Here is a 23,189-nt window from a genome sequence, read left to right as displayed (position 1 = left end):
TCAAAATGAATGAAATCAACAACTAATAGGTAGAATAATTTAGAAAGCGAAACTGTATGCTAGGGTGATTGAGCCATCTTTGAAGCGTCCTGTTCCTTCACCTCTGTCAGAAGAGTTCCATCGATTCCCAGAATAATTGTTATATTGCAAAGTGATGGTGCCCGGTCGCCAGTCAAAGTAACCAAAACCGTAGGTGTAGTCTGGGTTCCAAGGCTGTTGTTGCTGTTTGTCAAAATAGTAAAACGCCGTACCATTGACATACCAGTTACCCCAAATCGAATATTTACAACCTAAGCTCAAGGTTTGATGGTTGTTTTTGTATTCGGTGGTCGCAAGATTGAAATACTCAGGCGTAAAGTTATAGTCAATTTGACAGCCTATAGCTCCATCGTCAGTAAACCTGAACAGATCGACGAAAGGTGACTTGATAGGGAATTTCCAACCAAGCGACCAAGTGCCTTGTTTGAATTCCGTCCGATTCTGCCCAGGGTCGGGATTAAATCGGTTCCCGCCATAGTTCGAGTAGACCAAGCTCAGAGTATAAGGTCGCCAATCGCTGTATCCGAATACGTAGGTAAAATCTGGATTCCATGCCTGCTGTTGATCACTGTCTAAATAGTGGTAAACCGTACCAGAGACAAACCAAGCGCCAGCAATCGCGTATTTTAAGGAGAGAGTTAACGTCTGATTGAGATTGGTAGGTCCTTGAGTACTGCCCGCTGGAATATTCGCTGATTCGGTTTCAGCCAATGGTTGGTGATAACCCACATTGCCACTTAACCCATCAAACAGTTCTCTGTCTTCCCACTCTTGAAAAGGGAAGGTGAATGAACTGGATACGCCTTTCCAAATCTCGTCTATCTCATCATCGGTTGGTCCTTTAGATGCAGAGAGGTTATTGCTGCTACTTGAAAGCGTCGCACGCTCTTCTGGGGGAGGCGCATGGGGAGCGGTATTTGCCAGAAAGCTGTCTGCCCATGTGCTATTTGGCAATAGAGCGATAGCGATAAGTATTCTGCGCTGAATAATTACTGTCATTATTAACAATTCACTCCGTGTAATTGTGTTACATACCGCACAACGTTAACTTAAGTACAACAAAAATATAAGAAACAATTTGCAAAGCAATGAGTTGAGTCTAACCTAAAGTAATAAAGCACGTGAACAAAAGCCAAAAACAAAATTGGCAGAAGTGTGATTGAAACGTCAGAAAGACTTAGGGAAAAGAATGAAGGATATTCTGCTTGTTGATGATAACCGAACCATATTGGTTTATATGAGTTCGGTTTTAAAAAAGCGCGGTTATCAGATACACACTGCAACTAGCGGTGAGATAGCGTTGCAGATGTTAGCAGATAACGCCGACATTCAATTTGTACTTAGCGACTGGATGATGCCAGGAATGAGCGGGGTAGATCTTTGCAATGAGCTTAAATCCAAAAACTACCATCGTTACATCTTCTTTGTTCTTCTCTCTTCTAAAGGTGATGAAGCGTCCATTATCAGTGGTATTGACGCAGGTGCCGATGGTTTCATTGATAAGAAAACTTCAATCGACGAACTTGACGCGCGTATTCGCGCTGGGTTTCGCACTCTAGCACTTCATAACGAGGTCGTTGATAAAAACACTAAATTGGATCAAGCGTACGAAACGATTAAGCGAGATCTTGATTCCGCAAGTGAACTCATTCGTCAAATCTTACCCAAAACAAAACATTTTAGCTGTGTAGAGTTGAGCTACATCTCGCTCCCAAGTGCTCAAGTGGGTGGTGATATGTTGGGCTACATGCAGCTAGACACCGATCACGTTGCTTTCTACCTGTTTGATGTCGCTGGTCATGGCGTCTCTTCGGCACTGATGTCTTTCTCGGTGCAAACCAGCTTATCCGTTCAAAACGGTAGCTCCTCTGTGGTTCTGAAAAACGATGGCGATACATCAACGGTGTGCGAGCCTGCAGATGTGGTTTCTAAACTCAATGAAATGTACATGAGTAGTGATGCCAATATCCTTTATTTCACAATGATTTATGCCGTGCTCAATGTTAAGACAGGTCTGATGTCGTACTGCTGTGCGGGTCATCCACCTTTGGTATGGTGTCACGGCAATCAAGGAAATGCAGAACTGATTGGTCACGATAACTTCGTTGTTGGCGCCTTTGACGATGTCGAATATCAAGCTGCGCAAATTCAACTCGAACCAGGCGATAAAATCTGGTTTTACTCAGATGGTATTACAGAAGCGGATAACGGAGACGAGCAATACTCCGAAGAAGGCCTGCGTAATGCGATCGAACAACTGAATCAATACCCGATTCAACAGCAAACCGAATTACTAGTAAACAGTGTTAGAGACTGGACGAAGTCAGATTGTTTTGATGACGACGTCAGTGTTCTAGTGGCGGAATGGAAAGGTCCTCAAGAAGGAGAAGCTCAATGCGATATGAAATTAGTCAACAAGGCAACAGCACAGTTCTTCAAGTAAATGAAGAGCGATTTGACGCCAAATTAGCCCCTCAGTTTAGAGAAGTTTTGGAGACACTTACGCCTGAGCTATTACCAAACGTTGTGCTAGATATTAGCAACGTTAAGTTTATGGATAGCAGTGGCTTAGGTGCAGTAATGGGCGTGTACAAGATGCTTCGCGACAAGAAAATTGCCGTTGCTAACGCTCAAAAGCCAGTTCAAGACCTGTTTAAACTTACGCGTATGGATAGGTTGATCAAGACTTATACCAGTGTCGATGAAGCACTCGCAACCGCTGTGTAAAGGGGATCGATATGAAGGGAATGATCTTAGCGGCAGGGAAAGGTACACGAGTGAAGCCAATCACTCAATCGCTGCCTAAGCCAATGATTCCAATTCTGGGTAAGCCGGTAATGGAATCGATGATTGAGCTCTTTTCGCAACACAATATCAATAAGATTGTGATTAACACTAGTCACTTAGCTGAAGTGATCGAAGGGTATTTCGGCGATGGGCATCATTTCGACGTTCAGCTCTCTTACTCTTATGAGGGTGAATGCGTTGATGGTAAGTATCAAAGCAAAGCGCTCGGTTCAGCTGGTGGGATGCAGAAAATTCAACAGTTTTCAGGCTTCTTTGATGAAACTTTTGTGGTGGTTTGTGGTGATGCTTGGATTGATTTGGATCTGACAGAAGCCGTTCGTAAGCATAAAAAGAATGGCGGCATCGCTACTATTATTACCAAAAGTGTCATTCTAGATGACGTTGAAAAATACGGCGTTGTCGTTGCGGACGAAAAAGGGCTGGTCACTAGTTTCCAAGAAAAACCATCAAAAGAAGAAGCACTCTCTACGCAAATCAACACAGGTATCTACATCTTTGAGCCTGCGATCTTTGACTACATTCCGAAAGAGGGCGAATACGACATTGGTAGTGAGTTGTTCCCAATGTTGGTGGAGAAGCACGTCCCGTTTTACGCGGTTGAAATGAACTTCCAGTGGCTTGACGTAGGTAATATCACCGATATCTGGAGTGTGACCAAAGATATATTAGAAGGCAAAGTACCGGGCTACCGCATTCCCGGAACTCAAGTTAAAGCTGGGGTGTGGGTCGGGATCAATACGGTTGTTGACCTGAATAACTGTAATCTTCAGCCTCCCGTTGTAATAGGTAGCGGATGCAAAGTCGATCCGAATGCCAAAGTGATCGGTCCTGCGCTTATTGGGGCTAATTGTCAATTGGATGAAAAAGCTGTGGTCGAAGAGTCACTTATCTTCGACAACATCCATATCAAGGAAAATTGTCATATAAAGCATCAAACCATTTTTGGTCAGTACTGCATTGGTCATGATGGTGTGCAGAATCATGACTTGGACTGGTGCAATCTTCGTTCTCATGCTGCGCACAATCGTGTATCAGACATGTTGAATGGTATGTAGCAGAGGAGTGTGCCGATGTTAGACGTATTCGAACAAGCGTACAAAAGCTCTTTAGAGACTTCACGTCAAGTCGCAATAGAACTCAACGATTATTGGTCTGGTATAGGCATTTCTCCCGTGTTGGCCACTCAACTGGAGTTGTGTGTGGTTGAGATGGTGAACAACACTTACATACACGCGTATAGCGAACAAGAAGGCAAGCCTGTCAAAGTAAAGTGCAATCTCAATGAAGACTCAGAAACAAAGACCATCTGTATCGACATCATCGATAGAGGTGAGTCTATGACACAAACGCAACTGGAAAAGGCACTATCCAATGAATTTGTTGATATGGACCCGGATGACGACACGACTTGGACAACATCCGGAAGAGGATTCATGATCGTTTCTGCTTTGATGGATGACGTCAAGCTACGCGTAGAAGATGGAGAAAACTGCTTCATGATGACCAAAGAGCTAGAGGAAAGTGACCTCATTGAGAATGTGTCTCCCCCCTGATAAAAGTCAAATAAGAGCTGGCTAGGTCAATAAAATAGGGAAAGGAATAAATGGATAATTATTTTGAGAAGTTTGAGCACAGAGTACCACCAGAACCTGTGCCACATAGTATTCCCAGAGAACTTCTATATCAGTATTTGGCAACATGTAACTTAACACTTGGCATTTGGTATTTAGGTTGGCGCTGGATGTATGCCCTTAACTACGACGCTTTGTGGTTTTCGTTGCCTTTGGCATTTGCAGAATCTTGTGCCTTTATTGGTTCGATGCTGTTCACTTATAACTTGTGGAAAGTCGAGGATGAACCAAAGAAAGCGCCACCATACAAGATTTCAGAGTGTAGCTTAGACACTCAAGAAGACAGACCGATCAGTGTTGACGTGTTCTTTCCAAGCTACGATGAAGAGCCCGAACTGGTTAAGCTGAGTATATTAGACGCGCAGAAAATCACTTACCCGCATGATATCACCATCAAAATCTTCATTCTTGATGATGGTAAACGACCTGAAATGGAAGCGATGGCCAAAGAAATGGGCATTGGCTACATTACTCGCGACGGTAATGTCGGCTTTAAGGCAGGTAATTTAAGAAACGCGATGGAACGCACTAGCGGTGACTTTGTTGTCATCTGTGATGCTGATACGCGTCCTTTCTCAACCATTCTTGAAAACACTCTTGGTTACTTCAGAGATCCAACAGTGGCTTGGGTTCAAACACCTCAATGGTTCTTCGACTTACCAGAAGGCGAGCGTTTACCTAAGTTCCTTGAAAGAAAATTGGGTAAATGGGCAAAACCTATCGGTTCAGGTATCGAAAGATTCTATGGCCCAGTCACACTTGGTGAAGACCCATTTGTGAACGATCCACAGATGTTTTACGACGTCATTCAGCGCCGTCGTAACTGGGTAAACGCATCATTCTGCTGTGGCGCAGGGTCGATTCACCGTCGTGAAGCTGTCATGGAAGCGGCGTTAAGAGCTTATGCAGAACAGATTACTAAAGAACAAGATGAAATCGAGGCGCAGATCCGTCGTCTAACCAAAGAGAAAAAGGTCGACCAGTCGGTGTCGGATAATTTGCGCGATGAAATCTTGTTTGATACGGAATTCACGCCTTATAAATTCCACGTATCTGAAGATCTTTACACGTCGATCGTGCTCCACTCTGATCGCGAGCGTAACTGGCGTTCCGTTATGCACCCTAATGTCGAGAGTAAGATGCTCTCTCCACAAGATCTACAAACGTGGACAGTACAACGATTTAAGTACTCTGGTGGGTCGATTGACATCTTTATGAATGACAACCCGATTTTCCGCAAAGGGCTCAACTTCAAACAGAAGCTGATGTATGGCGCGAGTTTTTGGTCCAATTTGTCGGCTATCTGGAACATTATTTTCCTAGCGTGTCCAATCATCTACTTCCTCACTTCAATTGCACCAGTAAGTGCCTATGACGTGACGTTCTATTTGCACTTCTTACCTTATGTCATCACTGCTGAGTTGGCGATGATGACTGGGACTTGGGGCGTCGCGGGCTATAAAGGCAAAACGAACTTCCTTTCATTCTTCCCTGTAAACTTGCGGGCGTTATGGACAGTGCTACGCGGGCGGAAAATCAGCTTCCCGACAACACCGAAAGAACGACAAACAGGTAACTTTTTCAAGCTAGTCATTCCGCAAGCGGCGGTATTCGGATTAAGTCTGTTTAGCTTGCTGTTTGCATGGTTTGGTCACTCAACCGGTTCATGGGGCGATTACTCTGTGGGTGGTCTCGTTTTAAATACATTTTGGATTCTAAATAACATGTTGGCGATGTGGGGAATGATCGCTGCAGCATTCTGGACACCACCAGCTGAAAGCGAAGGTGAAGAAACTGCCAATTCAGAGGAGTTGAAGTATGGGGTTTAAAAAATCGATGGTTAACGCTCGCCATCATATTGTGTTCATCTTGGGCTTAGCGACAGCGCTTATTATTGCTTTCAGCATCGAAACTCGCGAATCGGGAAGAGTACTCGGAAATATTACCTTCGAAATTCCAGAAGATATTCCATTTAAGTCTTCACGCGTGCTCTCCGAGCAGGAGTACGAGTGGGCAAGTGTGGCTTGGCAATATTTTGAGAACAACTATCAAGAAAATACAGGCTTAGTGAATTCAGTGGATGGTTATCCATCGACCACTATGTGGGATACCGCTTCTTATTTAATGGGACTCATTTCAGCAGAGAAGATCAATATCATTTCAACAGAAGTGTTTGAGCTGCGTATGGAAAAAGCACTCGCGACCTTGGCGCGCTTGCCGCTCGTTGATGGCCTATTACCCAATAAGGCTTACAACACGCAAACTCTAGAGATGGTGGATTACGCCAACAATCCTATTGAAAACGGCATTGGCTGGTCGGCGATCGATATCGGTCGAATCCTTGTTCCTATGAACATTATGATTTGGCAATACCCGCAGTTTAATAAGCAGGTAAATGACGTACTCAACCACTGGAAAGTGAGTGCAATGCTGGTGGACGGTTATATGTACGGTGCTCGTCCAACATCCGATGCAAGCGTTATGGAGTTAGTACAAGAGGGTCGTATTGGTTACGAAGAGTATGCGTCCAAGTCATTAGCTTTGATGGGGCGTGATGTATTTAACTCAATGAAATATATCGATTACCTAGAGATGGTTGATATCTATGGTATCGAAATTCCGACAGATAAACGTGACCCTTCAAAATTCCACGCCCATAACTATGTAGTGAGTGAATCTTACATTCTTGATGGTATTGAGTTTGGTGCGGACAGTGTTTCAAAGGTATTTGCACACCGCATTTTCCAAGCTCAAGAGCGTCGTTACGAAGACACAGGTATTGTTACCGCGGTGAGTGAGGATAACGTTGATGAGGCGCCATACTTTGTCTACAACACGGTATTCTCGGATGGTGAAAAATGGAATGCCATCTCTGATGACGGTAAAGACCAATCACACCTAAAAACTCTCTCAACTAAAGCCGCATTCGGTTGGTACGCGCTATATGATTCAGATTACACCGATGTTCTGATCAACGAAGCTTCTGACCTTTATTCGGATGAGAAAGGTTGGTACTCAGGTCGTTATGAAATTGATGGACGCACTAACAAAGCAGTGACAGCAAACACCAACGGAATTGTCCTTGAGTCATTGGCTTACATAGAGAATGGGCCGCTATTGACGATTGGTGAGTTGAAGTAAATCAGCGAATTAAAATAATAAGAAGGAATTTATATGCGAACGATTAGTCTTGGCTTGATCACTCTTGCAATCGTTGGTTGCGGTAGTAAATACAATCAATTCTCTGATGATATTGTTGACCGAAATACACACTGGACTGTCCCTAAACCTCGTCAAGGCGAACTGACGGAGAAAGAGATGGATATGGCTCGTATTGCTTGGAAGTATTTTGAAAATAACTACCAAGAGTCGACGGGCTTGGTAAATGCGGTAAATAACTATCCATCTGTGACATGGTGGGATGCGGCATCCTATCTCGCGGGCATGACCAGTGCGTATGAATTAGGGATTATTGAAAAAGAAGAGTTTGATAGACGACTTGTTCGTTTCCTAACAACTTTAAATACGCTCGACCTATTCATGGGGGAGTTACCAAACAAGGCGTATAACACTCAAACCGCGGCAAAAGTGGACTACGGTAACCAACCGGGTGAAATTGGGTATTCAGCTCTCGACTTAGGTCGTTTGATGATTTGGCTTTATATCCTTAAGAACCGTTACCCTGAATTTGCGACCAGTATCGATTCGGTGATGTTAAGGTGGAACTACTGTAACGTGGTGGATGAAAACGGCACCATGTTTGGTGCGCTACTTGAACCCGGAAAAGAGGTGCAGTACCTCCAAGAAGGCCGACTTGGTTATGAAGAGTATGCAGCCAAAGGCTTTGAATTGTGGGGGTTTGATACGACTCAAGCGGCTATGGCCGAACCTTACGCCACGATTAACCTTTTCGGTTATGACGTTCCTTACGATACGCGCGATCCGCGTAAACTAAAAGCGCACAGTTACGTTGTAACTGAAAGTTATGTGTTGGATGGCATAGAATTGGGCTGGGACTTGGTGGAAGACCGAAGCCCTCATGATTCCAGCTATTCACATGAATGGATGGCTGAGTTTGCTCTACAAATCTATCGTGTACAGGAAGAACGTTACAAGCAAACCGGTATTATTACCGCGCGGACGGAGCACCAATTAGCCGGTGCGCCTTACTTCGTCTACGACACTATTTATACCGATGGTTTTGCATGGAACACCATCTCTGAAGTGGGAGAGTATCTGCCTCAGTTCTCTGCGGTCGCCATTAAAGGCGCGATGGGGATGTGGGTTCTCTGGGATACCGAATACACCGACCTGTTGTTTGATCATGTTTCTACCGCTTACGATCGAGAGAAAGGTTTCTATGAAGGCATTTTTGAGAACGGTACTGGTCTGATTAACACTTTCACCTCCAATAATAACGGCATCACACTAGAGATCTTGTTGTATAAAAAACAGGGTAAACTACTTCAATACAAAGATCAGTTAGCACCGAGCTTATGGGAGAAAGCACTAGAGTCACCATTCGGTTATGAAGGGCAGTGTTTGCCTCGTAAAAAAATTAAGCCCGTAGAATAAGGTTATTGAATGCTGAAGAAGTGGAGTTTACTTCTGTTATCGGTGTCTGTATCTGGCTGCGGTGTGGTTTACCAAGGTGTGACCAACGGTGTTGATTCGTTTAGCCAATCACAGGTATTTCGACAAGGTCGTCATGCGTCGTTGACTGAAGAAGAACTGATGTGGGCGCAAACGGCGTGGAAGTATATCGATAACAATACCCAAGTTACGACGGGCTTAGTGAATAGTATTGATAACTTTCCTACCACGAATATGGCAGGTTTGGCGGATTATCTTATCTCGTTGATTGCTGCGAGAGAGTTTGAATTTATCTCAAACAAAGAGTATGACGAGCGTCTAACTTTGGTTCTGAGCTTTCTTAACAAGATGGAGCTTAGCTACGGCCTCGCACCTAATAAGGTGTACAGCACGCAAAGTGGTGGCATGGTTAACTATGGCAACCAGCCACAAGATATTGGTTGGTCATCACTCGATGTTGGCCGTCTTCTAATCGCACTCGCCATTGTAAAGAGACACTCTCCTGAATTCTCCGAATACGTTGATAAGGCAGTATTGCGTTGGAACTTTTGTGAGTTGATTAGCCTTGATGGAGAGCTTTATGGGAGCATGATTCAGGACGGCCAATTGATTCGATATAAAGAGGGACGCTTGGGGCTAGAAGAGTACACATCTTACGGTTATTTGGACTGGCAGATCGTGCCTGAAAAAGCGATGAACATAGAGCCCTACGATGTGGCGACGATTTACGATATCGATCTTATTTTTGACGGTCGTGATCCGCGGGTATTTAATGTTCTACGTCCAATTTACTCAACACCCTATTTATGGATGGGGCTTGAGTTCAACTGGGATAAAGTCGGGGACACGACGTCAAGTGACTCAAAACATACCAATAACACGCTAGCAGCAATGGCAGACGCCATCTATCAAGTGCAAGAGGCACGTTGGGATAACGAGCGAATTTACACTGCGCGTGGAGAGCATGTTGTTACTGGTGAACCTTATTTCGTTTACGATGCGATATATGGCTTGGGTACGCCTTGGATAACACTCGCCGAAGATGGTTCTTCACATGATGAGAAAGCGCTAGTGTCAACGCGTGTTGCTTTTCAAATGTGGGCTCTATGGAAAACCGATTATACCGACCGACTAATGACGCTAGTAAAAGAGCTGTATGATCCGCAGAGAGGGTGGTATGAAGGTCGTTATGAACTTACCAGTGCTTATGAAAAAAGCATCAGTTTGAAGACCAATGCAGGCGTGCTTGAGGCTCTGTTGTACAAGCAGAGTGGTAAGCTTTACAAAGCCAATAAGTCAAAAGAGTACCGCGACGTTAAGTTTAACTCCCGTTTTGATCATCCCGGAAAATGTATGGTGGAGACATTCCGATGAGAAGCTTAATTGTACTTATCTTGTTTGCTGCTTCCTTTCCTGTTTGGGCGCTGAGTCAAACATCCATAGATTTATTGAGCACTCCAACGCTTCTTCTATCCCAAGGCCGATATACGCAAGCCGCTAGTCTAATGCATCAACAAGCGAATCGGGCTCTCAGTCTCGAACATAAGATCGGAACACAAGAGATGTGGCAAACTGCAGGGCTAGCGGATGCACTTGCGGCAATGGCGGCTGAAAAAGTAGAAGATCCTGTCGCTTATGAGTATTGGTCTAATAGTGTTAGATATTTTTTGATGGGAGGAAGTAAGTGGGGTGTATATCGTCAGCAGTTACAGGTCGATTATAAAGCGTTTGACGCTCGCTTTTCTATCGCAACAAACTCCGGTGGCCCCTCTGCTTACGTGGATGATGCATGGATTCAATTCTCTTCGTTGATTGATATTTGGGATCAAAAACTCGACTTTTTTCGATACGAATCCCCTTCAGCTGGTCTGATTCGTAAGCAACCAGCCAATCCAATACCGACGGAAAGCGTGTTGAAACCGTCTGGTGAACAACTCAAACAATACACACCTAACAGTAAACTAATGCTCGATAAGGATTTCGCAGGCAAACAGACATTTATTGTCGAACCTACTGAAACCTCTACTACCCGTCAAAATGTTACTCAACAACAAGACTTAACCGGCCAAATGGTGACGCCAAAAGGATCGGTGCAAGGCACAGCAGGAACGACACCGCAACAATTCAGTGGGGGAAAGGTAAGCTCGACCAAAGGTAGTTTCCATTCACCAATTACGCCTGTTTCGTCTCAACCGCCTGCGCAGCAACAAGTTCAACAAGGCGTATCTAGGGTATCAAAAACACCTCATGAAGCTACGATACCAGCTGCCGAGAATAAAGATGGTACAACTTCAAGTGAAGAAGGCGTCGCAGTTTTTACACCTCTTGGTACACCAGAACCGATTATTGAGACAAATATATCTCATACATCAGGGTTGCCTTCTACTTCAGAACAGCAAGCAACAACAAACGCAGACACGACTACGCAACAAAACCTTGAGGTCACTACACCGTCTGTGAATGCGATCCCAAAGGGGAATATAGGGCAGGCGGCACCAGTCCCTGCGGTTCAAGCTATTCAAAGACGCAGTTTCGTTCCAGTAGAAGATAATCAGTAATTAGAGGTGAAAAATCCATCGTATGTATTAGGCTTACATTATGAATGCAAATGAATAAGTGAGCGAGTCATGGTGCCACCCAAAACCTATTGTGCTTTAGCTGTATCACTGGCTTTGACAAGCTCGTTTGTCAGTGCGGAAAGCTTCGATGATCCCTTGCGAACCTTTGATGAAAGCCGTTGGTGGTTATCGGATGGTTGGGAGAACGGTTTCCCGTTCTTAAGTCGTTGGGAAGCGAAGTCGGCTACGTTCAATAAAAAGGGTTTAACCTTGGATCTAGCTCCAGATGGGAAGCAAGACGAAGAGGGTGAATTGCGCTTCTATGGTGGGGAGTTCCGCAGCCATGAATTTTTTCCTTACGGATGCTTTGAGATCGATATGAAGCCTGCTCGAGCGCCCGGTGTGGTCAGCTCATTTTTCTTGTTCTCAGGGCCTTATGATAAACCGGAAGGTGGTAGTGGCCGACATAACGAGATTGATATTGAGTTTTTAGGGTCTAATACCAACATGGTTCAGTTGAACTTTTGGACAGACGACGATGATTATACCAACTCACACGAAACCCTGATCTTCCTTGGTTTTGACGCTTCTAAGGCTTTTCATCGTTATGGCATTTACTGGGGAGAAGATCGGATTGAGTGGTTTGTAGACGGGCAGTTAGTACTTCGTGTTAATAACAATCCCTACGACCCAACCCCAAGCATAGAAAGTTCCTACCTTAGAGTGATGGCTAATATCTGGGCGACCGACCCAGAGATTAGTAACTGGGCAGGTAAATTCCGTGAAAACAAAGTCAGACAGTATCGTGCAAAATACCGGAATTTTAGTTTCAAGGAAAATGAGAGATGCAAAACAAAATAAAGCCACCATCACTTTGATATGAAAAGATTAGCATACTAAGCTTTAAGTGATCACAATAACGTCACGCTAGGGAATATGTATGGATACTTCTTTGTCTACCGCTATTGAGCTCTTAAATAAATCGAATGAAAAATTTGATTTGACGGAGCCACAACATCAACAAAGCTTACTCAGGCTAGCAGACCGTTTACTACAGCTAGATAAACTCTCAAACCAAGACCTCAAAGACCTTTCAATTCAGTTTAATGCGCCACTCGAATTCAAGTTGGCGGTGAAGCTTGTCGAATCACGCAGAGAAACACAGTCAATTTGTCAGCCGATTAAAATTGGCGTGGTATTCGCGATGTGGGGAGAGCACAATCGCTTGAATCCCAAGTCGGCCGATAATCAGCACGGCGAAGATTCACTCAGAACGAAAGTTGAGCAACTCCAATGGGTAACGAACGGCACTAATGTTGATTGGACACTGTATGCGGTTGACGACGGGTGTCCACATGGAAGTGCGGAAATTGCTCGCTCCATTAAACAAACCTACGACGCAGGTATTCGAGCTAAGATCAAAGTACTTAAACTGGAGGATGCACTACCTGTGGAATCTGGTGCTCTTCGCAATTTGGCGAGTGCAGACGACTCTAGAAAAGGTGGAGCGATTATTCTTGGCTGTGAACAGTCCTTGGAAGATGGTGTTGATGCTGTTCTTTATACCGATGCCGATAACTCTGTCCATCTGGGGCAAATAGGTTTAGCGCTCGCTCCATATAGCCGTGATGGTAAGCAAGTCGTATTGGGTAACCGCAAACACCCTGACTCCATTTTAGTGAAACAAGAAGAGCGATGGGGTGTTGGCATTAAGACGTTACGTCATATGCAGCGTATGATTGGTGCGCAGATTTTTGATAGTGGTATTAAGGATACGCAAGCAGCATTCAAATTATATGGTAGAGATATCTTACAGAAAATTCTTGAAAACCCGACAGTGTTTGATTTCTCATTTGATACGGATTGGATCTTCGCTGCAATGGAGTTCAACCAACCGATTGTAACTGTGCCATTTGCATTCATTGATTCAGCTGCAGAGTCGGCGTCAGTAGCTCAAGGGCCGATGACCACGTGGTATGTATTGCTGGATGGATTAGTAAAGGCTGCGAAAGCGAGAGGGAGCTCTTACAGTGAAGAGATGGCGGATGTGTTCACGCGAGAAATTAATTCACATAAAGATCTCGAACTGCTTATTGATGTGCTTCCTCCGGAGCTCGCTTCAGCAAGAGATAGCGATTTAGGCAACCCGAAAATAATGTCTCCTCAGTCGGTACAACATTGGATTTCTAGTGCTAAATCCTTGAATGCTAGAGCAAGTGCACCAGCATAAATATAGGTCGTGATAACAATAGTACTATCCAGGAGTGAGCTTTAGCTTGCTCCTTTTCATGGTGCGAAAGAATATTATTACCACCACTCTGACTGTACGGCATAATAATGAGCCTGCTCGCTAAAACGGAAATGTCCAAAGACGTTTCCCGTTTCAGTGACTGTTGTAACTCGTCTTTGCCCCTTTCCCACTTAGAGTAATTATTCATAACAATTCTTGGTATCAATATTTAACCAAGTTTTCCAATAATCCAATCTGGCTCTTACTAGCTCAAAATGTGAACATGTTTCATGTCTACTGATTTGGGGGTGATTTAAATAATGTTAAAACTTTTTGGATTAGATCTAACGTGGAGCCTGTTTGAAAAGCAGTGAAATGCAGTTGGCCTTTCTGCCTACTTCCACTTCCTTCATAATCTTTAGGATTTGTGTGTCTGTGTAGCGTGATTTTTTTATCATGCGTTTTCCGTTTGTTTCCAGTGTAAACGCAAAATCTTTAATTGCTAGCGAGCAGCTTGTTGGGGAAGTTTACATGGTCTTCAGCATTTACTTTGGCCTGGTAAAGCCGAAAGACCTCGTGCTTTCTGTTGTGACTATATTTGCCATCTTGATAGTTATCTATGAGCCTTTGGGGGGAGTCTGTTTTGCGACTTCAAACAACTCGCAAATAAAAGGGTGGGGGTTATTAGAGTTAAGAAGACGAATTAGCACTATTTCGAGTGATTGGTAATGTTCTTGCCAAATGTGGACTAGGCGACCTTCTTCAATGTGATTCTTGGCAACGGAGTAAGGAATACAAGTGACGCCATTTCCCTGGATTGCCATTGGTAGCAAAGATTCTGAAATTGTAGACTGAAATATGACCGAAAGTCTCTGTGCTTGGGGGGTTGTGTTGAGCAATGGGAGTGATAGTTCTAATAGTTGAGACGATGGTGCGTAAGTAAGGTGAGGTATGAGGTTGTCTTCCAATTTGTCTAAAGGGAAATTTATCCCACAAACCCAGATAAGCGTTTCATCGTCTAGTTTCACAACATCAAATTCTTCTGATTCAAAATATTTAGCGTTTGCGGGATCGCGGTAAAACAGCAAACAGTCCGCTCTTTGAGACTGAAGTGCTGCTTGATAACCAGTAACAGAGCGAACACCAGAATCAATGTTGGTCACGATTGGGTTATCCATTCGACTTAAGATCTGAGTAAACCATTGTGGAAAAAAGTTGCACGCTAGAGTATGCAAAGATGCAATCGTTAGTGGATTAGGTTTGTTGGCCACCATTTCCTCACATCTCTCTGCCATTTGAACCATTTCAGATGCGATTGGATACAGCCGTTTTCCCTCTGGTGTCAGCTTGATGGGCGTTTGACTTCGGTCAAATAAAACGACGTTAAGGTGTTGTTCTAATTGTTGAATTCGTCTACTAAATGCAGCCTGGGATGATGCATTTAACTTCGCAGCTAATGAGAATTTCTGACAGTCGGCCAATGTAATGAAATCTTTCAACCACCTAATATTCATTTCGGTACTCCATTTGGAAGTGTTATCGAATTTTTGCATAACGGTTGCAAAATACAAGACATTAAACTCTTTCCATCTCCCGTTGTAAACGTATATGTTGTAGAAATGTAAACAAGGTGTTTGCGTTGAATGTCTAGGAAAGTTAAGTGTAAAAAGGAGTTATTATGAAGCTGAAAACCGTCGGGCTATTAGTCACAGGCTTATTAGCCAGTAGTGTGGCCACTCAGGCTTATGCAAATCTTAAGGATGATATTATTAAGCGTGGCACGTTAAAGTGTGGTATCTCTAGTGACAAAATGGGTTTTTCATACATCAATGATCAGGGTAAATGGTCTGGTATGGATGTCGACTATTGTCGTGCAGTAGCCGCTGCTGTTTTAGGATCTGCAGACAAAGTTGAATATATTACTACTACGTCTAAAAACCGTTTTACTTCTCTTGCATCAGGTGAGATTGATATCCTCTCTCGCTCAACTACCTGGACTGTTTCGCGTGACGCTAAACTAGGAGCGGACTTTACAACAATCTGGTTTTATGACGGTCAAGGGTTTATGACAAGAAAATCATTGGGCGTAAAATCTGCCTCTGAGCTCGATGGTGCCACATTCTGTTTGTCCCCAGGAACAACATCAGAACATAACTTAGCCGATTACTTTGGTGCTAAAGGATTGAGCTATCGCTCGGTTGTTTTTGAAAAAACAGAAGAGTTGTATGCGGCGTATCAAAAAGGTCGTTGTGATGCTTTGACTAACGATGTGACAGGCCTCGCCGCGAGACGAACTCTCTTTGAAGATCCTAATGAACATATGATCCTTCCTGAGGTTATTTCTAAAGAACCACTGGGAGCGTATGTTAAACAGGGCGACAATGAATGGCGTGATATTGTAACAATGGTCGGTAATGCGTTGATCGAAGCTGAAGAGTTTAATGTTACTCAAGCCAATGCTGCTGAATTAGCGAAAACATCGGAAAAGCCTGGTGTTAAGCGTTTATTGGGCACAGAAGGTAGCCTTGGTACTGATCTCGGGCTCAATCAGGATTGGGCACTTAAAGCTATTGAGGCGACGGGCAACTACGGTGAAATTTTTGCTCATCACGTTGGATCTAATTCACCGCTTAAATTTGAGCGTGGTGCAAACGCCTTGTATACCGATGGAGGTTTATTGTATTCACCTCCTTTCCGTTAATTGCTAGTACACGTCAACCTACTTACTCGGTAGGTTGACTATCCATGGATAGGAAGGAATCACATCATGAAATTAACCAAAGGGACTTTGATTGATTGGGGGCAACAAGCTGTACTCCTAATTACAGTCACTATTTTATTTTTGTACCTTGGTACAAACGCCTCCGAGAACATTGACAAACTGGGTATTACAACGGGGTTCGACTTTCTCGGTGAACGAGCTGGGTACGATATCACTTTCAGCCTCCTCGATTACGATCAGAATGATACCTATTTGAAAGCGTATTATGTGGGTGTGGCTAATACGTTGCTTGTGTCATTTTTGAGCATTTTGTTAGCGACCATTTTGGGCTTTGTTATTGGTGTCGGTCGAGTCTCCAACAACTGGGTCATTAGCCGATTAAGCAGGGCATACGTAGAATTCATTCGAAATGTACCACTAGTCGTACAGTTAGTTTGGTGGTATGCGTTGTTCTTGAGCTTGCCAGCAGTGCGGAACAGTATTCAAATAGCCGAAAATGTTTACCTTTCTAATCGAGGGTTAGCGATCCCGCAATTGTCTCTACAAGGGTGGGGAAGCTACGTATTTTTAGCGCTGTTAGCATCCTGTATAGCAGCATTTTTTTATCGACGTTCTGTCATTAGTAAAGTTCAGTGGACTGGTTTTCATCCTGTTTTATGGCCACGTTTACTTGCGATTGTTGTTATTCCTCCTTGTTTGGTGATTTTCTCTGCGTTTGTCTCTGGCAATTTAGACTATAGCACACCAACACTTAGAGGCTTTAACTTCCAAGGCGGCATGATTGTCATTCCAGAGTTAGTTGCCTTATGGATTGCACTGTCTGTGTATAGCGCAAGTTACATTGCTGAGATCGTACGCGGATGTATTCAGTCGGTATCAAACGGACAACATGAAGCAGGTAAAGCACTTGGTTTTAGCGAGCCTGCTGTGATGTGGAAGCTAATTGTTCCTCAAGCGGTTTATCCGATGATTCCACAGATAACGAGTGTGTATCTTAATATCATTAAGAACTCCTCTTTGGGAGTGGTTATCGGGTTTATGGAGCTGGTGTCTTCTACTGGAGGAACGACGCTCAACAATACTGGTCAGGCAATTGAATGCATTCTTATTGTTATGGGCACATATTGTGTATTTAGTTTGATCACGAGTTTGCTGATGAACTGGTATAACTCACAAGTAGCGATAGGGAAGTGATGATGCAAAGTGAAAATATCATGGAATATATCGAGCCAAGACCTGCAATCGCTATCAACTCAAGCAGGCAAACTTGGTGTCGTCAAAATTTATTTTCTTCAGCGCTTAATACAGTTCTGACGATTAGTGGAATGTTATTTGTATTGTGGTTGGTACCGACTTTACTCAATTGGTTTATCTTTGATGCAACGTTTGTCGGTTCGTCACAGGAGGATTGCACATCATCCGGTGCTTGCTGGCTACCCGTGGTTAACCGCATTGAGTTATTCACTTATGGTATGTATCCGGATGATCAACAGTGGCGAGTCGACGTCGCTTTTGGCTTGGCCGCCATCGCAATTCCTATGCTATATATCAAGCGTTTTAACAAGTTGGTGATGATTTGTTATATCGCAGTTTTACCTTTTGCAATGTGGATGTTGCTTAAAGGTGGCACATTTGGCTTGGAATCCATTTCTACCACTAAATTTGCCGGGATTATGCTGACTTTGTTTTTGGCTATTTTTGGTATGGTGTTTGCGTTACCTTTAGGGATTCTTCTGGCTCTGGGGAGACGTTCTAAGCGACCAGTTATCCATTGGCTGAGTGTTGGGTACATTGAGTTGGTTCGTTCTGTCCCCGTCATCACTTTGCTATTTATGGCATCTTTGATGATTCAGCTTTTCTTACCTCCAGGTCAAGAATTTGATGTCCTACTGCGTGTAGTTGCAGTTTTGGTTCTATTTACTGCAGCTTATATGGCTGAAACTATTCGTGGAGGGTTGCAATCCATTCCACAGGGACAATTTGAAGCGGCAGAGGCACTAGGTTTTGGCTATTGGAAAATGATGGGCCAAATTATTCTGCCTCAAGTGCTAAAAAATTCGATTCCGTCTTTACTCAATCACTTTGTTGGTATTTTAAAAGAGACCACTCTGGTGATGATTGTGGGTGTGTTGGATATCGTTGGTATCGCTTCAAGTACATTATCAAATGCGAAATGGGTAGGGTTAGAAAACGAAATGTATGCGTTTCTGGCTGTCTTTTTCTTTATCTGCTGTTTTTCTCTTTCTCAATACGCTACGCATTTAGAGCGCCGTTTGAAATAACGATTATTAGGAGAATTTAATCACATGGAAGTTATCAACACCAATAACCTAAACAAGTGGTATGACTCATACCACGCTTTACGAGACATCAACCTTAGCGTTAAAAAGGGTGAGCGCATTGTAATCTGTGGGCCTTCTGGCTCAGGGAAGTCGACACTGATCCGCTGTATCAACCAACTTGAAAAACATCAGTCTGGCTCACTTAATATCTTTGGACAAGAGGTAAGTGATACACCTAAAGATTTGATCGAACTGCGTAAACAAGTCGGTATGTGTTTCCAGTCTTTTAATTTATTTCCCCACCTTACGGTATTGGAAAACTGTGTTTTACCACAGACGTCCAACTTAGGAACGAATGAAGATGTCGCCATCGAAAAAGCTTTAGAACTACTTAACAAGGTTAAGATAGTTGAACAAGCGAACAAGTATCCTAACCAACTTTCTGGAGGTCAACAGCAAAGGGTCGCCATTGCTCGTGCTTTATGTATGAACCCTGAAGTAATGTTGTTTGATGAGCCTACTTCTGCACTTGATCCTGAGATGATCTCTGAAGTGTTGGATGTTATGACTGATCTAGCCAGTGAAGGTATGACGATGCTTTGTGTAACGCACGAAATGGGCTTTGCTCGTAAAGTTGCAGATAGAGTTATCTTCATGGATCAAGGACAGATTGTAGAAGAAAACAATCCAGAAGCGTTTTTCTCAGATCCAAAATCTCCTCGTACTCGCGAGTTTTTAAATCAGCTGATTCACCACTAAGGAAATATATGTTTAATGAATATTCCATCGCCATCCACGGTGGTGCCGGTGCTATGTCTAAAGGGAAATTAACCACTGAGCAAGAGCAAGAAATTGAAAGTATCCTAAAAGGCATAATTGAAGTAGGTTTAGCTTGCCTAAAAGATGGGGCGAATGCACTAGATGTCGTACAAGCGGCAGTTAACCAACTTGAAGATTGTCCGTGGTTTAATGCAGGTAAAGGGTCGGTATTTAACCATCAAGGCAAGCACGAGTTAGATGCATCAATTATGTGTGGAGAAACACTGGATGCCGGGGCCGTATCAGGGATACGTTTTAGCCCAAATCCAATAGATGTTGCACGCGCAGTCATGGATCGCTCTCCGCATGTTTATTTGGGGGGAGAAGGGGCAGAGCAGTTCGTTAGAGACTTAGGGTTAGCTCAGGTCGAAAATAATTATTTTTCGACGGAGATGCGTTTCCAGCAGCTTCAATCAGCGAAAAGTGCGCAAGAAGTTATCCTTGAGCCAACTGATAATGATTACAAATATGGTACCGTTGGCGCAGTGGCAAAAGACAAGCATGGTAACTTGGCGGCGGCCACGTCGACAGGCGGTATTACAAATAAACAGTACGGTCGAATAGGAGATTCACCTGTCATAGGCTCCGGTACGTACGCAAACAACACGACGTGTGCTGTGTCTGCGACAGGGCATGGTGAGCATTTTCTACGACATGTGGTAGGCCACAATATTTCTTCACGCATGTCACTGGCCAATGAGACATTAGTGCAAGCGGCTAAACATGTTGTATTTGATGACTTGCCGTCTACGGGCGGGAGTGGTGGAGTGATTGCGGTCGACAGCCAAGGACGCGTGACACTTCAGTTTAACACCGAGGGCATGTATCGCGGTTGGGGTAGTTCAAATGAATTCCCTAATGCGAAGATATATGAATAATAATGTTAGACATTCTTCTGTTCTTAGCTTTTTTAGAGGAGGAGCCTGCTCCTCTAAATATACAAAAGCTGCTTACGCTAAGCTCTACGCAACAATACGCCAATCACCGCAGCGGATATGTTTAATGACAAGCCTCTACCATTTTCGCAGACGATGAGCGATCAAAACTGCAAACCTTAACTGAGTATGGCCGTGAATAATGTAGAGTGTAGTGGCTGACTGATTCTGGCCTGTCTACTAGAGGCTTTGCTAGATCCAAGGTAAGCCGTTAAGTGCTAATTTAGCAAAGTCACTGACTCACAATTGTCCAAAACCTTCTCAGGAGTGGGTGAGCGTTTTTTGTTGTCACACAGGGTCTGATATTTTCATACTCAGTTGTAGCTTGATTCGGACTTGGTAGTAGTAATAAGTATTGAATTTCATTTCTCTCCTGCAGATAAGGATAGGGTGAGGGTGTTATTTAACGCTTAGCGCAAAGTAATTCGGCTCTCGATTACATCGCGAGCCGAATGGTTTTTATAACGAACAAAGCTTTAGACAATATTTGGTCAATAACTAGCAAGAACTTCTTCGATCTGTTGGTTAATGACTTTCACTTCGCTGTAAATAACCGCCAGATCCTCATCGGATGGTGCTAAGTCTTTGAGCGCATTTTGTTCTACGTTTTCTAAAGCAGAGGTTGCAGTCTCTTCGCCAAAGCTCACCAATATCCCTTTCAAAGTATGAACAGTAAAGTGTAATTTGCCCCAATCTTGTTGTGCGACAAGGTCTTTGATTTCCTCGAGAGAATTTGCATGGTCTTCTTGATAAGTCGATAGAACGGCGAAAATTACGTCTTGATCATTGTCCAAATAGGCGTTTAAAGCGTCAAAATCTAGCATAGAGACTCCTGTCAGTTACATAGTGAAAGTGGGCTAGGTGGCTTGGTAGAAAAACCGGACCTGGCAGATTCACTAATCCATCGATTCCATTTATAAGGCAACTCTAACTGTTGTAATTGCGCAATGAATTCGTTCGTAAGTTTTTCTTCTGTTTGAGTTTTGTTGACGGCAAATAGATAGTCAAGTTTTGCGGCAACGGAATAGGGATAAGTGTTAATGTAGTCTTTCAGTTGTTGTATAGATCCCAGACTATCCATATTGAGGCAATTGATTGGGTTGGTATCATGCCCTAGTGTAAATTTATTGTTTGATTCTCCTCGCGCTTTAAGGAAATCCCCTAAGTCTCGGTATAAAGAGTACTCTCCGTAGATATTAAGGAGAGGAAGCAGCTGGTTTAGCAGTACAGTGGGAGTTTCATTTAATACATGACAGAGCAGTGCCGCTGCCCGGATGAGTTTTTGATGGGCTAACTGATGATTACCTTCTAGATGCAAAACCTGACACTGGAATACAGACAAAGCGGCTAACACTTGTTGCTGTTGATGTTGCGTTAGTTTCAAATTAACTTGATTCGTAAATTGGTTCGCTTGTTCTAGAAGTGAGCGTTTGTTGGTAACACTGGTCTCCTTCTCATAGGCTACTTGAAGTGAGTGGAAATAGTTAGAAATTGAATTGATAACATCTATATCTGCTGGTGAAATGTTGGTTGCATACATCTGCCCCATCTTGATTAAGATTTGTATGTTATCGGCACTCTCTGCAAGGTCTATGGCTCTAATCGCTCTGTGACTGATGCTTGGTGTGAGTTCAAACGCGCGAATAGCCAATTTCAGTGCAGGAAGCAGCATGTTGTGTTTTTCGTAAATGCAGCTCAAACAGTCGATTACGTTCAGAGACAGAGGGCGAGCGATAAGGTAGTTATGAAGTTTGTCGATTGCTTGCTGAGCTTTACCTAGACTATCGAGTACCAATGCTTCGGCAACCAATTTGGTTGGGTGCATGTTGGTCGACGATTCTCGAAGAACATACGCTAATAGTTCCCACTGTTCAGTACCGATTAAGTGTTCGATTAGGCTCGCTTCATACTGAACGATTTTTTTTGTATTGGGTACAGACAATGCTTGCTGCAATGCTGCGGGAGTATCGATTGGATAGTACTGTTTCTGCTGTGTTATTTGATGGGATTCTTCAACCGCAAGAGCAATTTTATTTCCAAGGATTGGGGTCTTAATTGGTTTCGATATAAAGTGATGAGCCTCGCCAGATAAGGCCGTTAACACGGTTTCTTGGCGCATGTCACCTGACAATAAAATGGTTGCTACTGTATGATCTATCAAACGTTTACGATAAAGAATACCGAGTAACTCGAACCCCGTGAATGTTTGCTCAAGATGATAATCAATCAAAAGTACATCTAAGGTGTGTCTTTCCACAGCTCTTATTGCTTGGCGGTAGTCCGTAGCGATGTAGATTTTGTCGTGCGAGATTCCAAGGCTCACTAATTGTTGTTTTATAAGTATGGTGGCACTTTTCGAATCATCGACAATCAAAATGCTCAGGTCAGGTGGCAACTTCATTGTCATTTTTGTGGCTATCCTAGCGTTTTATCCTAATTTAGAATCTAGGTGTCAAGGTGCATAATGTCAAGTGAGGTAGAAGCTGTTTTGTGGTTTTAAGATATTGGTAATCATCAATATTATGCGAAATGATTCACATTTTATCGGCACCCGTTCATCCATGAACGAGCA

General features: G+C 43.5%; 20 protein-coding genes. 16 read left to right on the top strand and 4 right to left on the bottom strand.

Going from position 1 to position 23,189, the window contains the following annotated elements; translation table 11 throughout:
• Window positions 1-39: 39 nt before the first annotated feature.
• Entirely contained in the window at window positions 40-1,038 is a 999-nt protein-coding gene (locus AC6I7V_RS14755) for a hypothetical protein (protein WP_255232690.1), read from the bottom strand.
• 190 nt (window positions 1,039-1,228) lie between these two features.
• Between AC6I7V_RS14755 and AC6I7V_RS14750 the strand changes: the two genes are divergently transcribed.
• From AC6I7V_RS14750 to AC6I7V_RS14700, 11 genes are all read left to right on the top strand, one after another.
• Complete coding sequence (locus AC6I7V_RS14750; protein WP_255232691.1) at window positions 1,229-2,482, top strand: PP2C family protein-serine/threonine phosphatase; 1,254 nt, start codon at window positions 1,229-1,231, stop codon at window positions 2,480-2,482.
• Window positions 2,434-2,766, top strand: a complete 333-nt coding sequence (locus tag AC6I7V_RS14745) for an STAS domain-containing protein (RefSeq protein ID WP_032552446.1) — start codon at window positions 2,434-2,436, stop codon at window positions 2,764-2,766. Before AC6I7V_RS14750 ends, AC6I7V_RS14745 begins: the two co-directional genes overlap by 49 nt.
• An 11-nt stretch (window positions 2,767-2,777) precedes the next feature.
• Entirely contained in the window at window positions 2,778-3,902 is a 1,125-nt protein-coding gene (locus tag AC6I7V_RS14740; protein ID WP_255232692.1) for a nucleotidyltransferase family protein, read from the top strand.
• 15 nt (window positions 3,903-3,917) lie between these two features.
• Window positions 3,918-4,400 carry an ATP-binding protein gene (locus tag AC6I7V_RS14735; protein WP_255232693.1) on the top strand — a complete coding sequence of 161 codons (483 nt, stop codon included), beginning with the start codon at window positions 3,918-3,920 and terminating at the stop codon, window positions 4,398-4,400.
• Window positions 4,401-4,450: 50 nt separating this feature from the next.
• Window positions 4,451-6,307, top strand: a complete 1,857-nt coding sequence (locus AC6I7V_RS14730) for a glycosyltransferase family 2 protein (protein ID WP_498012095.1) — start codon at window positions 4,451-4,453, stop codon at window positions 6,305-6,307.
• The gene (locus AC6I7V_RS14725; RefSeq protein WP_498012094.1) at window positions 6,297-7,619 is read left to right on the top strand and encodes a DUF3131 domain-containing protein; all 1,323 of its coding nucleotides are present in this window, start codon (window positions 6,297-6,299) and stop codon (window positions 7,617-7,619) included. The genes AC6I7V_RS14730 and AC6I7V_RS14725 overlap by 11 nt, the downstream gene beginning before the upstream one ends.
• Before the next feature lie 33 nt (window positions 7,620-7,652).
• Complete coding sequence (locus AC6I7V_RS14720) at window positions 7,653-9,053, top strand: DUF3131 domain-containing protein (protein ID WP_498012093.1); 1,401 nt, start codon at window positions 7,653-7,655, stop codon at window positions 9,051-9,053.
• A gap of 9 nt (window positions 9,054-9,062) precedes the next feature.
• Window positions 9,063-10,445, top strand: coding sequence for a DUF3131 domain-containing protein (locus tag AC6I7V_RS14715; RefSeq protein ID WP_255232697.1), 1,383 nt, complete (start codon window positions 9,063-9,065; stop codon window positions 10,443-10,445).
• Entirely contained in the window at window positions 10,442-11,629 is a 1,188-nt protein-coding gene (locus tag AC6I7V_RS14710) for a hypothetical protein (RefSeq protein WP_498012092.1), read from the top strand. The genes AC6I7V_RS14715 and AC6I7V_RS14710 overlap by 4 nt, the downstream gene beginning before the upstream one ends.
• 69 nt (window positions 11,630-11,698) lie before the next feature.
• A complete protein-coding gene (locus AC6I7V_RS14705) occupies window positions 11,699-12,490 on the top strand; it encodes a family 16 glycosylhydrolase (RefSeq protein WP_255232699.1) in 792 nt (263 codons plus the stop codon).
• Between the two features lie 79 nt (window positions 12,491-12,569).
• A complete protein-coding gene (locus AC6I7V_RS14700; RefSeq protein WP_498012091.1) occupies window positions 12,570-13,859 on the top strand; it encodes a glycosyltransferase family protein in 1,290 nt (429 codons plus the stop codon).
• 617 nt (window positions 13,860-14,476) lie between these two features.
• On the opposite strand, the gene AC6I7V_RS14695 is transcribed toward AC6I7V_RS14700, so the two are convergent.
• Window positions 14,477-15,412 (bottom strand): LysR family transcriptional regulator, encoded by a 936-nt coding sequence (locus AC6I7V_RS14695; RefSeq protein ID WP_498012090.1) that lies wholly within the window; start codon window positions 15,410-15,412, stop codon window positions 14,477-14,479.
• 125 nt (window positions 15,413-15,537) lie between these two features.
• On the opposite strand from AC6I7V_RS14695, the gene AC6I7V_RS14690 reads away from it, so the two are divergent.
• From AC6I7V_RS14690 to AC6I7V_RS14670, 5 genes are all read left to right on the top strand, one after another.
• Complete coding sequence (locus AC6I7V_RS14690; protein WP_498012089.1) at window positions 15,538-16,560, top strand: amino acid ABC transporter substrate-binding protein; 1,023 nt, start codon at window positions 15,538-15,540, stop codon at window positions 16,558-16,560.
• Between the two features lie 66 nt (window positions 16,561-16,626).
• Complete coding sequence (locus AC6I7V_RS14685) at window positions 16,627-17,775, top strand: amino acid ABC transporter permease (RefSeq protein WP_498012088.1); 1,149 nt, start codon at window positions 16,627-16,629, stop codon at window positions 17,773-17,775.
• A 2-nt stretch (window positions 17,776-17,777) separates the two neighbouring features.
• Window positions 17,778-18,863: an amino acid ABC transporter permease gene (locus AC6I7V_RS14680; RefSeq protein ID WP_498012389.1), complete on the top strand. Its 1,086-nt coding sequence runs from the start codon at window positions 17,778-17,780 to the stop codon at window positions 18,861-18,863.
• A gap of 24 nt (window positions 18,864-18,887) precedes the next feature.
• Window positions 18,888-19,622 carry an amino acid ABC transporter ATP-binding protein gene (locus AC6I7V_RS14675; protein ID WP_261881589.1) on the top strand — a complete coding sequence of 245 codons (735 nt, stop codon included), beginning with the start codon at window positions 18,888-18,890 and terminating at the stop codon, window positions 19,620-19,622.
• A gap of 8 nt (window positions 19,623-19,630) precedes the next feature.
• Window positions 19,631-20,560, top strand: a complete 930-nt coding sequence (locus AC6I7V_RS14670; RefSeq protein WP_498012087.1) for an isoaspartyl peptidase/L-asparaginase family protein — start codon at window positions 19,631-19,633, stop codon at window positions 20,558-20,560.
• Window positions 20,561-21,108: 548 nt separating this feature from the next.
• Here AC6I7V_RS14670 and AC6I7V_RS14665 read toward each other — a convergent pair.
• Together AC6I7V_RS14665 and AC6I7V_RS14660 are read right to left on the bottom strand one after the other, a co-directional pair.
• Window positions 21,109-21,441 carry an Hpt domain-containing protein gene (locus AC6I7V_RS14665; protein WP_255232703.1) on the bottom strand — a complete coding sequence of 111 codons (333 nt, stop codon included), beginning with the start codon at window positions 21,439-21,441 and terminating at the stop codon, window positions 21,109-21,111.
• A gap of 11 nt (window positions 21,442-21,452) precedes the next feature.
• On the bottom strand, window positions 21,453-23,024 hold the full coding sequence (locus AC6I7V_RS14660; RefSeq protein WP_498012086.1) for a response regulator: 1,572 nt from the start codon (window positions 23,022-23,024) through the stop codon (window positions 21,453-21,455).
• Window positions 23,025-23,189: the final 165 nt, after the last annotated feature.

Source organism: Vibrio sp. KUL70 (assembly GCF_059725515.1).
This window is presented reverse-complemented; position numbering and strand designations above follow the sequence as displayed.